Below are 12,155 nucleotides of genomic sequence, written 5' to 3'. Positions count from 1 at the left end.
ACCTATAGATGAGTTTGATTCTGAAATTGAAAAAGTCCTCCTATCTGTAACACATGCTTCTACGGTCGACGAACTAGCAAAAAGCATACAGGAAATATTCTCTTCCAGTTTTGATGAACCCTTTGGGTATGAGGAAAATTTTTAAAAGGGCTAAACAAATATGGGAACTAATAAGAGGGACAGAAAAATTCGACTGCTAAATTGAATTAGAGCTCTCAACAAACAAAAAGCTCATGGCTTCGCCAGTGAGCTTATTTGTGTTGCCTTAGAGTGGATATTTTGAATCGTATAGCATCTACGTATTATTCTATTTTTAACTTTTAGGGTAAGGTTTCTTCTGGTTCGTTCGGTTAAGTAAATAGTCAGTACTTGTCATATGGAATTCTGCCAGCTTGATTAGAATCGCCGTGGGAATATCGACATCTCCGCGTTCATAATTGCTATAAATCCGCTGGCTGCATTGCAAATACTCGGCCATTTGAGTTTGCGTCAAATCCTTATCTTCACGTAAATCCCGGATACGTTGATACATATTTGAACACCTCCAACGCAAGCATATCTTAGCGAATTATTCGCTATTGATTTTTAGCGAAAAATTCGCTAAGATAATCAAGAAGATGATTTGGGAGGGGTTAAAAGTGAGTCTTTTAGAAGATCTATATTACGGAAAAATCTGCCCAAATGAACAAATCTGTTTAAATGATCCTGAGTATGCACAGAACTCTAAGCTAATCTCGGAACGTATGCACATCTTGCAAGCAAACCTATCCCCAGAAGACTTCACTATGCTGGAAGAAATAATGGATCTGAACAGCTTGCTGACCTCTATCTCATCTGCTTCTGCCTATACTCTTGGATTCAGAACGGGAGCTGCGATGCTCGTAGAAGTATTGGAACATAAGGAAGAACTTATACGGACTAAGGAGAAGTTGTGCTTTGAACAAATAAAGTCGGATGGGAGAGAGCTATGATATCTTTAATTCTAAGTTGCCTATGCTGATCGACGAGCTTCTTCAGGCAGAAAGTTGGGGCACTGTTCATGAGAAGTGGATTCCTGCTATTAAGGAAGCTATTGCTTTGGGAAAGGTTGAAAAGCTGATTGAGCTTAGAGGTAAGTTTCCGTATTCTTTCGAGAATTCATTAAAGCAATTGAAAAAAGCGGAGCGGGAATATATTCGGAATAGTCTGCGGTAAAAGAAGCCAAAGCGTATATTCATTATGCATTGGCTTCTTTTTATTGAGTTTGGGTTTTTAACGTGAGTTTAACGGGCCCTAGAGTGGAATCAATTTTGGACATATCACGATATGGTTAACGGATAACAAGATCCCTGAAAGGAATAAAGGATTGCTGAATTGACATTATAAATGCTGCTCTTGAGCGAGATATATCTTGGGTAATTTGTTATAGGTAAATATTAAATTAATTGCAATAGTCGCTTCTGGGTACAGTTACCAGAGGCTCTTTTGTGAATTTTAAACAAAGGGTTTTGAAATAAGGAGAATTAGGTCAAAAGTTTCAAAAATAATTTATTTTATGTAGGTATTTGGAAGGAATTGTACTGTCATTTGGCGAATGTTGTAAATATGGGTCTGTTCTGGACAGACCTGATATTAATCCAACAGAAGCACTGTGGAGGTAGATGTATTGCTTAATCAATTTAGTCCCCATGTGGATGAGAATTTTTTGGATTTATTTTATCATGAAATCCAAAGTTTTGAATTGGATGGGGTCAACACCAAAATTAATCTCCATACACTTAAAATTGAAAATAATATTTTTGTATATTCCGAATTAGTGGAAAAACTGTTTGACTGTATTGTAACGTATTGTTTATCAAGAAAGGAACTTGAAATATATAAAAATAACAAAGGGATTTACGTAAAAGCAATTCAGAGATTGCGAAAATGGGAAAATAACGATGGGGAATTAGGCGAAGTCCTGCTGTATTGTTTTTTAGAGTCACATTTACATGCACCAAAGATTTTTACAAAAATGGAGTTGAAAACATCACCTAATGATTACGTAAAGGGATCTGATGGGGTGCATGTTTTGCAGGTGGATAAAAATAATTTTCAACTAATATTTGGGGAATCAAAGTTAGAAAAAACACTTCAACGATGTTTATATGATGCTTTTAATTCAATCAATGATTTCATAACTAGAAATACAAATAATATTCATGATGAAATAAGGTTGTTGAATACACATTTAGAAAAAGAAAGTATTTCTCCTGCTCTTTATAACGTTTTAAAGAAAATAATTATTCCTAGCGCCAAGGAGGAAGAAATATTCAAAGATAATGCTTTTGGAATCTTTGCTGGATTTGAAATTACAGTTGATGAAGATTCGCGGAAATTAAGTAACTCCGAATTCAGAAAGATGATACGAGCCAAAATTAAATCAGAAGTCGAGAGTCAATACAGTTATATACAGAAGAAGATTGATGAACATAAATTATATGGAACAACATTTTATGTTTATGCCTTTCCATTTGTTGAAATCAGCAAGACTAGAAAGCGAATTATTAGAAACTTAATGGAGGCCACTAATGATTTTTGACAAACTGTCTAGAGATGTAATGATAGATGATTATTTTAATCAACTATACGAACGATTGTTAAAAAATATCGCTTCTATAGAACTAGTGGTCGATAGTCCCGTGACTATTAGCGAAAAGCAACTGGTTCACTTATTGAGATTTAGTGATATTCTATCTAATTCAACATTAAATGACTGTAGAAATATGGCATATAGAATTGTTGCTTTTCTAAGCCCTACTTACAAAGGTAATTCTATTTTTAAAACATATTCTACGGCAATATTAAGTAGACTAGGAAATTTCCCTGCCATAAACAATCTTAATCATAATGTGGAACTTCCGTTCGTAAGAGAAATTGAGACTGTTGTGAAAAAAGAGATTCAACAAATACCTGGGGCCGAGAACAAATATTTTACAGATTCACAGTTTGATTTATTTGAAAAAATAAAAGAATCAAATTTCTATAGTTTTTCTGGCCCAACTTCAATGGGAAAGTCATTTATCATAAAGACATTCATACGTGATAAAATCTCTAAAAAAGATACAGGGAACTTTGTGGTAATTGTTCCAACAAGAGCTTTAATAAATCAATTTTCTTATGAAATTAAAGAGGATTTAAAAGAGCTTATTATCAATAATAATTATAAAGTAACCACAAACTCTGTAGTCACAGTTGAAGAAGAAAACGAGGGGAAGAGATATATTTTTGTTCTAACTCCAGAACGACTTTTGAGCTACATCTCAAGTAAAGAAAATCCGAGAATACATTATTTATTTGTAGATGAAGCACATAAGTTAGCTGCTGAAAAAGACTATAGAAGCATAACAATGTATTTAGCCATTGAGAAAAGCATGAAGAAATTTTCTGACTTAAAAATATACTTTGCTTCTCCTAATGTATCAAATCCAGAAACTTTTTTAGAATTATTTCAGAAATCTGCAACAAAGACATTCAGTACTATTGAGTCTCCTGTTACACAAAATGTTTTCTTTATAGATTTAATTAGTAGGATAGTTAGTTACTACAATGAAGGACGTAAATATGACTTTGAGGATATTTCCATTAGTAAGTATTCTTCATCATTTGAACTAATACATAATATTGGACAATCCTCTTCTAACGTTATATATTGCAATTCAGTTGAAAATACAATAAATAAAGCAAAAGAATTTATAAGATTTTTACCTAATAACCTGGCGAAACCACCTAATCCAAGTCAATATGAGCTAGATGAATTAATACTGGAAACTAAAAAAATGATACATAAAGATTATTATTTAGCTGATTGTTTAGCTCACGGAGTAGCTTTTCATTTCGGAAGTTTACCCCAAGTAATACGAAACAAAGTTGAGAAACTTTTTAAAAAAGGAGAAATTAAATATTTGTTTTGTACATCAACCTTATTGGAAGGCGTGAATTTACCAGCGAAAAATATCTTTATTTTAAGCAACAAAAAACATAGATCAAATATGTCAAAGATTGACTTTTGGAATTTAGCAGGTCGTGCAGGTAGATTGAATTTTGAGTTGTTTGGAAATGTATTTTGTATCCGTGAAGAAATTAAGGATTGGAAAAACACAACTGTACTTACTGGTAAATCAACCACACAACTACAAATCAATGCTACACATCAGATAGATAAAAATGAAAAAAATATTGAACAGCTACTACAATCGAAACAAATTACATCTTCAGAAGCAGAAAAAGAAGTCCTGAAATATATAGCGAATATTATTAGTATTGATACGATTGACAGAGATAATGATTACAAGAGCCCTATTATTAAGAAATTAATTAATGACGGGAAACTAGACTTGCTATTAAAGGCTCAAGACAACATAAAAGATTTAAAGATTCCATTAGATGTTCTAAATAATAATCAATCTATTATGGTTAGACAACAAGATAACGTTTATGAGTTTATTGTTGAAAATCAAGCCTTTGAAGAGAAGATTAAACTTCCACATGAAATTAATTACAATAACTGTATTTTTGCATTAGAACTTCTATATGAAAAGTATAATTGGGATGTGAACGAAAGTAAAAACGATATTGCTAATAAGAATTCTTTAAGGTATTACACACTTTTAGTAAATCAGTGGATTAATGGTCAAAGCCTAAGTGAAATGATTAATGAAGCTCTTCGTTTCTACGAGAGAAATAATAAAAAATTAATGTTTTATGAGAATAATATTCAAGTATTTGAAGATTTCAATAAAAGCAAACGTCATATTAATAAAGTAATAAATAATTTGATATCAGATATTGAAAATGTAGTCAGATATAAATTAGAAAAATATTTTAATAACTACCATGCTATATTAGTTTCTATTTTAGGTGAGAAAAAAGCTGGTCCAAACTGGAACGTTTTTTTAGAGTATGGGACAAGGGATACTGTTGCAGTGTACTTGCAAAACATGGGATTCTCTAGGCACGTTTCTGCCTTGTTGACTAAAGAACATAGAGATTTATTGAATATCAAAGATGGAAAGTTGATATCAATTGATAAAAAAAAGCTTGTTAATCGATTAGTTCAGGGGACACCTGAGTATGATGAAATTAGTATGTTAATTTAGAAAATGAGGTGAAAAGTAATGCGGAAAATTGTTGAAGAAAGAAAAATTGATATGCTAATTCATTTTACTCAAGCTGATAATTTGGAAAGTATCTTACGCCATGGTATTATTCCAATATCAGAACATAACCACAAGGGAATAACGGCTATGAAGAACGATATTTACAGACTTGATTTTTGTGAAAATGCTACTAGTATTTCGATTGACTTTCCCAACTATAAGTTGTTTTACAAGTTTAGAATGAAAGATACTTCTATTAACTGGGTTGTGTTAGCTTTAGAACCTAGCATTCTATGGGAAAAACAATGCATCTTTTGCCCTGATAATGCTGCAAACTCCGATGTCTCACTTCGGACTATTCAAGAGAGAATGGGAAGAGAGGCGATGCTTCAAATGTTTGCTGAACATCCAAAAAAGCCTCCAAGGAGTGTGCTTGGTATTCCAGATGCATGTCCTACGAATCCCCAAGCCGAAGTATTGGTAAATGGGACAATAGAAACAAAATACATCGGAGGAGTTGTTTTTCAAAACAAGAGTACTCTTGATAGGTTTATTAAAACTATACCTTCAAATATGCAAACTGCTGTTGTTGATGGTTTCTTTGATGCAAGAAAAGATTACAATCATTGGTAAAAGGAGAAAAAATGGCGAACAGACCTATTTTTATGGCAAGTAATGATTATAGTTTTGTTGAGAGTATTGACCTCACTTTTGACTGGTATCCGGGTTTTTCTATTAAACAAAAACAAAAATCAGTTAACTCACTTCATGAAAATTTTAAGAATAAATATGAGAATAAAAAAATATTAGAGATTTCGAGCAAATCACAAGAAGAGCTAGGCGTTTCCTTAAGTGCTTTTAATCTTATGATCCATACTAAAAACAAAAAAATATTTAGTGTCGAGACGGCTTTTCAATCAAGTAAAGTTTTTGAAAATGGGGGGCCTTATCTAGATCTTCTTACTGCCACATCTAAAGAAGCGAAAAAAGATCAAAGATTAAAAACAAGTGGACGCCTTATTTGTTTTCAGTACTTCAATCGGAATTGGCCACTTGAACCAAAGACTTTATTTTATGATTGGCTGTATATTAATGCACTAGCGTTGAATAATGAACTAAGTAATCAAATATTGGAATATGACTCATTTTCAGATATTGAATTTAATCCTGAGAAATCAATTAATTGTCAAGCGAAATCTGCAGCTCTTTACGTTTCATTACATAATTTAAATCTTCTTGAGAGGGCTCTGTCTTCGACAGAGAATTATCTAGAAATATTCTCAGTCAAAGATATAAAAAAGATAATTAATCAAAACAATGACGAAGACCCTGAGCAATTGAGTTTTTTTGATTTCAATAAATAAAATTATGCCCCTAAATGTAACTTATCGAAGTTACCTTTTCTCATTTTCTGCACTTTCCCCAATAAATTTGGGTATACAATCCCTAGAAATACTTTACCCATCCGAAATAAGGGGACGCCTGGTGACGACTAATAAAGCATCCAATAGATTAGCGAACGAAAAATCACCCTACCTGCTTCAACATGCCTACAACCCGGTGGACTGGTATCCATGGGAAGAGGAGCCTTTTGCCAAGGCGCAGTCTTAAAACAAGCCGGTTTTCCTTTCAGTGGGATACAGTACATGTCATTGAGGGGATGTTCGCGTGAATCAATTTTTAGAAGCTTCTGCTGAAGAAATTGGCGGAGGCTTTTTGTTTGAAAGTATAGGATTAGTGATCGTCATATTCTTCCATTCAATAGCATAATAAAAACATGTTTAAAAAAGGCTATTTAGACACGATGAGTTCGTTTAATCAATTGTATTTCTTATATTTATGAACTTCGTGAATATTACGTTATATGAAAGATGGTTAAAAAAATTGGAGGTAGTTATTCATGGATGCATTCAAAAAGCTAACGTATGATGTTCCTGGTATTCAAGGAGTAATACGAAAATATACGGGAGAACCGTATATCTCAAATATTACGGATCAACTTGTAAGAGCGGTGGGTGAAAGGAAACTTGATGAAGTAATTTATTTCTTAGAATTAATAAATGATTGGTATGTTCAGAATCAATCAAGAATTCAATCTAATGAATACGTTACAAATCATAATGTCCACCTAGCACTTGAACAGAAAGTCAAAGATTACATAAGTGAATTGAAGAATTTAGTAGACTCACAGATAGACGATAAAAGCACTGAGGATCGAGGTAAAGAAGAGATGAAAATATTTGTGAGCCATTCTTCCAAAGATAAAAGTATTTGTGATGCATTTGTAGAATTGATGGAAGCAATAGGAGTGCCAGAAGAAATGATCTTATACACATCTTCGGCTAGATATGGTATTCCAGGTGATCTTGATATATTTGACTACCTGCGACAGAATTTATCGGGGCAAACAACCGTCTTTTTTATGTTATCTGATAATTATTACGAGAGTGTGTACTGCCTAAATGAGATGGGGGCAGCTTGGATAGCCCGAAACGATTTCTCGACATTTATATTACCTAATTTTTCAGGAGAAATTAGAGGGGTTATTGATCGTAATAAAAAAGGCTATTCTCTTATGGAACCAATTGATCTCATTCAATTCAAAAACAAACTATTAGAATCATTTGAAATAAATCTTTCGGAAAATAAATGGGAGGACATTAAAAACAATTTTATTGAGAAACTTCGAAGAACCTATAGCTAACTCAAAGATGAACCAATTCTTCATATAATAATATGTTCTCACATCGGGCTACGTCCTCGTTCCCGGTAGAAATGTCAAAGAAGCATATTCCGGAACACACCTGCATCACCTAACCGCAATGCGGCTGGTCCTACGGTCCTTAATGTGGTGAGGCGTCGTGAACACGGAACGTTATACGATAGAATCAATTAAAAGCAGTATAAAGAAGATTGATTTACATGTATAAAATATTGATCCAGCATTCTCAGTATGTTTTATCCTGAAATTATTGTAGGTCTATAAATAAAAAACCTGTGGGAGGTGTAGTATGTATCATAGTTTTTTATTGGTACAGAAAATAAATGAGCATGCAGATTTTAAAGTCCATTTTGCAACGGGACAATATATTAATTGGACATACGAAACAATGAGGAGCCCCTCGAAGAAGCTGAACAATCCAATGTTTCCTATAATCATTACTGATCAGAGTGTAACAATTCAAGAAAAGCCGAAAGGACGTGAAACAAGTTGTTATAGAATCTCAGAGAATAAAATCAGATTTATTGATGATTACGGAGTGCCAGATGGTTTTCTTATATGCGTTACAGGACCAGAGGGTTACCTACCTAAGTTAATAAAGTTTGGACCAAAGCCTAACGTTTACATGGAAGGAGTTCCCCATAGAAACCCTGGAATACTTGATTTCTACGTCAATGCAGCTACGAGGGAGGCTTCAATATTAGTTCATACAACTGAAAGATCCCTCTTTAGCATGGCTGTTGATTTTGAAAAATACGATGGCGATTTCAGTGTACATAGAAGGACTAATTATCATGATGCATTTGATTTAACAATAGCTTTAAATGCAGGAAGGTTTGAAACAGTAACAAAAAAAGACATAAGGGATATTATGCCTAACATATTGGAACCAGAGACTGAAAAAATAGTTGAGGTTATGAATGAGTTAATAGATCATTTGAATACAAAACAAGATAGCAGTGTACCTAATAGTCTCAAATTGAAAGTTGCTCATGTATTTAATAGTGTACTAGCAACATCTTCTGCTACAGTTACGGTAGTAGATTCGTACATGAACAATGGAAGTGTAGGGAAAATGATTAAGACATTGATAGAATATTTTTCTCAAGGATAATTTGGTTGAATCTTAGACATATGCAAGTGAAGTCTACTTCAATAATACCTACTAAAATAAGAACTAAATAATGTGGGTGTTTCAATAACATTGATTTTCATTGTATAACACTACATTATTTGAACTTTTTCGGTTTTTGCACTACCCTATTGTTTGATATTTCCAAATTTCATTTACCATGTTAAGATTGGGGATGGTTGGATGAAAATTGTTATAAATGTCAGATGCGGTTGAGCTGTATATCACTTATTTTGGTTGGTGGGAGTCTTAATTCGTAGTAGTTCTCACCTACCGTGCTAAACTTTCTCTGAAGTTTTCAATAAAAAAGAGCGAATTTTCCTGAAATACATAATCAAAAATAGTTATTTGGATACATTAATACATAAAGAAAGGAGTACAACGAATGTTTAGGGACAAAGTAGCTCCTTGGCTGTTATTCATTCTCGGAATCTTATTAGGATTGAATCTCTATGATTTTAATGAGTTTCAGCTCAATGTATTTAATATAGGCGCATTTTTTTTAACTCTTACAGGATTAAATCTGGGTTCTTCGTCTAATCGTAGAAAGAATTATATTCTGAAATTATTAAGAAAAGTGAATATTAGTACAGGTATATTCATGATTATATTGGCAGCTTTTGCTAGCGGGTTTAAGTATTACAGCACACTTTCTGAAATAATTAATGATATAAACACTAACGCTCTTCTATTGATGGGTATTGCAATAACTTTATGGTCCTTTAAATTGTCTGATGAAAGACAAGCCATAATGGTAGATAAAAAAAGTGAAGAGAATTTTAAATTGAGAGAGAAATACCTTGAAGAAAGGGAGTTAAGAATTAAGTGTCAAGAGGAAATAAATAATTTAAAGAAAACAATCGAACTAAGGAGTTAGCACGATGAGCAAAATTGAATTTAGATTAGAACAAAATGAAGATGAATTCTTGAAATCGTGGAGGGTTACTGATTTTGCAAATAAGATCAGTGGACTTCATTATAAACATGAATTGCTGAATGAAGTGCGAAAAAGAATAAAAGAAGGAGAGGACCCACGAAATTTTTTTGTATTCGATAAATCATTTAGTATACACAGAAGTTATAAGTATTTGGGAACACATAAGTTAAGTAGTAAAAATGGAGTGAAAAATTTATATCATTTAGGAATTCCAATTCCCCTTTACTCTAATTCAAAAATTGATGCGGTCAGGTACATATTTGATTCATTTTCTCGAATGTATACAAAATTTAATAAAGATACTGAACAAGGACAAGAAAAGCTGGATAAGAATAACCTTTATTTTTTTGTTAAAGAAGCTATGACATCTATTGAAGAAATTGAAATTAATAAATACCAAAAATATTTAAACACATATGTTTCCACTAATGTAGTGCCTAAATCTCAGAAGAAAATGAAGGAGGTTGTTTTTAAAGAACTAAAGAAATTGCAAGTCGAATATAAGAATAGATATGAAATACAGAAAAAACTGATTGAAGTAGAAGAAGAAATCAAGTCTAATAAGACTGACTTACTGTCAAAGCGTTATGATGAATTGGTAAGTAAAGTGCCGGGATTATTTGGACGTAGTTTTATGAGCAATAAACGACCTATTGTTGGAGTTTATAACAGTGAAAGTAATAGTGTTGAGATACTATGTAAAAATTTTATAAAACAAAATGTCAAAGAAGATAGACAATTTGATTTAAAAAGTATAAGTCACAACAGTCCTTATGTCATTGTTTTTTTGGCTACTTATGTACTCGCACAGTTGTTTTATCAAATGTATGTTAACAAAATTGATAGGCTTCAAGTACAAAATGAAATTGGTCTGGATGATATTGACTTAGTGGATGAAGGTTACGCAGAACGAGAAGAACCCAATTCTGAAGAGCAAGATGAAAACAAATCACTTATTTTAGAAATGAATATAGAGAGGTTAAAAGAAGTTGCAGTTTCTATAGAGTATGCTGAGCAGTTTAATGAACTGGCCAGTGTACCACTGAGTGTAGAAAATACATTAAATCAAATTGAAGTTTCTAATATAAATAAAATGGCTACAAATTTTGATCAAAACGGGTTCAGTAACGGAATTTTGTATTTGGAAAAAACTAATAATGAAAACTCAAAATAAAAGATCTGATACGCTTTAGTGAATTTGTAACAAGGTAAACACGTCTAGAGAAGCCGATTGGGCTTGTAATTAAGATCATATTTTTCGGAATTACCTGTTCGAAATTATTTCATCTATTAGTTCCATTTGAATTTTACGAATTACACCATTTTTTTCAATAGGTATTCACATTTTTTAGCCATCATGATTATCCTCTATACAGGCCGGAGCAACAAGGCACACTACGTTGCTTACTCGACTCTCATTCTTTAACTTGATAGCTCAATTAGCGTTAATTTATTCAGACTGCAGCTTAGATAGACCCGAGTTCGGATAGCTTTTAGATACACTTACCGCCCCAAAGTCATTCATTGCCAAGGGGATTGGCATTGGGGCGGTAAGACGTATTCCTTGTGAGACTGTGAGGTGAGAGCGTGTTTTATGGTATTCACCCAGTAACAAAACAAAAAGTTTCTGTACAGGAATGGGAGTTGAAATATAAGACGTCGCAATTAGAGGCGGTTTGTCCAATTTGTGAAAATGGTATGTTTATAAGAAATAGTAGTGCGCCTCAAGGGGCAAAGCATTTCGTTCATTACCCAAGTACTGATTGCCCTACCGTAGAATCTAACCGTAAAAAATACGAAGGCTTATTTCCGAATGATCGAGACCAAACTAATGCCACTCTCGTTAAAAAGCAAGTATTTGATAATTTGTATTTAGTGTATTTGATATGTAGGGATATAATGAATGGAAAGTTAAAGCATGCTGAGTTTAGTTCTATGTTAGAAACAGCGAATGAAAGAGAAATATGGCTGTATAAAGGATTAACTTTTGAGTATGTTCCATATGTTTTATTAGTTTGCTTTGGGATTTTTAATAAGAGAGGAACGGATAGGAAAGAAAGAGTTTATTTTGTATTTGATGCTAACCTAAGTAATTATGATGACTTGTGGAATCATCGAGGCTTAAAAAAGAAGGTTTGGAGGGTACTCCCTGACATAGATGATGTTGAAGAGATACCAATTAAACTCATTAAGCCAGAACCAGACTATTTTAAAGGATATTGTGGTAAGCATCTTATTTGAACACTT

The 12,155-nt window shown here is 32.9% G+C and carries 12 protein-coding genes and 1 pseudogene; 12 read left to right on the top strand and 1 reads right to left on the bottom strand.

The window, feature by feature from the left end; all coding sequences use genetic code 11:
- Positions 1–4 precede the first annotated feature (4 nt).
- Positions 5–145 carry a DUF1871 family protein gene (locus tag MKY86_RS34165; protein WP_083684924.1) on the top strand — a complete coding sequence of 47 codons (141 nt, stop codon included), beginning with the start codon at positions 5–7 and terminating at the stop codon, positions 143–145.
- A 168-nt stretch (positions 146–313) separates the two neighbouring features.
- On the opposite strand, the gene MKY86_RS17750 is transcribed toward MKY86_RS34165, so the two are convergent.
- On the bottom strand, positions 314–532 hold the full coding sequence (locus tag MKY86_RS17750) for a helix-turn-helix domain-containing protein (RefSeq protein WP_076078552.1): 219 nt from the start codon (positions 530–532) through the stop codon (positions 314–316).
- A gap of 106 nt (positions 533–638) precedes the next feature.
- Between MKY86_RS17750 and MKY86_RS17745 the strand changes: the two genes are divergently transcribed.
- The 11 genes and pseudogenes from MKY86_RS17745 (at position 639) to MKY86_RS17695 (ending at position 12,149) form a co-directional block, all read left to right on the top strand.
- Entirely contained in the window at positions 639–971 is a 333-nt protein-coding gene (locus tag MKY86_RS17745) for a DUF6809 family protein (RefSeq protein ID WP_083684901.1), read from the top strand.
- Between the two features lie 674 nt (positions 972–1,645).
- Entirely contained in the window at positions 1,646–2,560 is a 915-nt protein-coding gene (locus MKY86_RS17740) for a HamA C-terminal domain-containing protein (protein ID WP_340827288.1), read from the top strand.
- Positions 2,550–5,117 carry a DEAD/DEAH box helicase gene (locus MKY86_RS17735; protein ID WP_076078555.1) on the top strand — a complete coding sequence of 856 codons (2,568 nt, stop codon included), beginning with the start codon at positions 2,550–2,552 and terminating at the stop codon, positions 5,115–5,117. Before MKY86_RS17740 ends, MKY86_RS17735 begins: the two co-directional genes overlap by 11 nt.
- A gap of 18 nt (positions 5,118–5,135) precedes the next feature.
- Entirely contained in the window at positions 5,136–5,750 is a 615-nt protein-coding gene (locus tag MKY86_RS17730; protein WP_076078557.1) for a DarT ssDNA thymidine ADP-ribosyltransferase family protein, read from the top strand.
- An 11-nt stretch (positions 5,751–5,761) separates the two neighbouring features.
- On the top strand, positions 5,762–6,481 hold the full coding sequence (locus tag MKY86_RS17725; protein ID WP_083684906.1) for a DarT1-associated NADAR antitoxin family protein: 720 nt from the start codon (positions 5,762–5,764) through the stop codon (positions 6,479–6,481).
- Between the two features lie 121 nt (positions 6,482–6,602).
- Positions 6,603–6,725, top strand: a pseudogene (locus tag MKY86_RS17720) (DUF255 domain-containing protein); the annotation flags it as partial.
- 292 nt (positions 6,726–7,017) lie between these two features.
- Entirely contained in the window at positions 7,018–7,821 is an 804-nt protein-coding gene (locus MKY86_RS17715; RefSeq protein ID WP_076078559.1) for a toll/interleukin-1 receptor domain-containing protein, read from the top strand.
- A 307-nt stretch (positions 7,822–8,128) separates the two neighbouring features.
- Positions 8,129–8,953 (top strand): hypothetical protein, encoded by an 825-nt coding sequence (locus MKY86_RS17710; RefSeq protein WP_076078560.1) that lies wholly within the window; start codon positions 8,129–8,131, stop codon positions 8,951–8,953.
- A 403-nt stretch (positions 8,954–9,356) separates the two neighbouring features.
- Positions 9,357–9,848, top strand: coding sequence for a hypothetical protein (locus MKY86_RS17705; protein WP_076078562.1), 492 nt, complete (start codon positions 9,357–9,359; stop codon positions 9,846–9,848).
- A gap of 4 nt (positions 9,849–9,852) precedes the next feature.
- Complete coding sequence (locus MKY86_RS17700; RefSeq protein WP_076078563.1) at positions 9,853–11,082, top strand: hypothetical protein; 1,230 nt, start codon at positions 9,853–9,855, stop codon at positions 11,080–11,082.
- Positions 11,083–11,495: 413 nt separating this feature from the next.
- Positions 11,496–12,149 (top strand): hypothetical protein, encoded by a 654-nt coding sequence (locus tag MKY86_RS17695; protein WP_076078565.1) that lies wholly within the window; start codon positions 11,496–11,498, stop codon positions 12,147–12,149.
- The last annotated feature ends 6 nt before the right edge of the window (positions 12,150–12,155 follow it).

The sequence above is a fragment of the Paenibacillus sp. FSL R7-0333 genome (assembly GCF_038000365.1).
GTDB classification, from domain to species: domain Bacteria; phylum Bacillota; class Bacilli; order Paenibacillales; family Paenibacillaceae; genus Paenibacillus_AQ; species Paenibacillus_AQ silagei.
The sequence above is the reverse complement of the archived record's forward strand: the minus strand, read 5'-3'. Positions and strand labels throughout refer to the sequence as shown.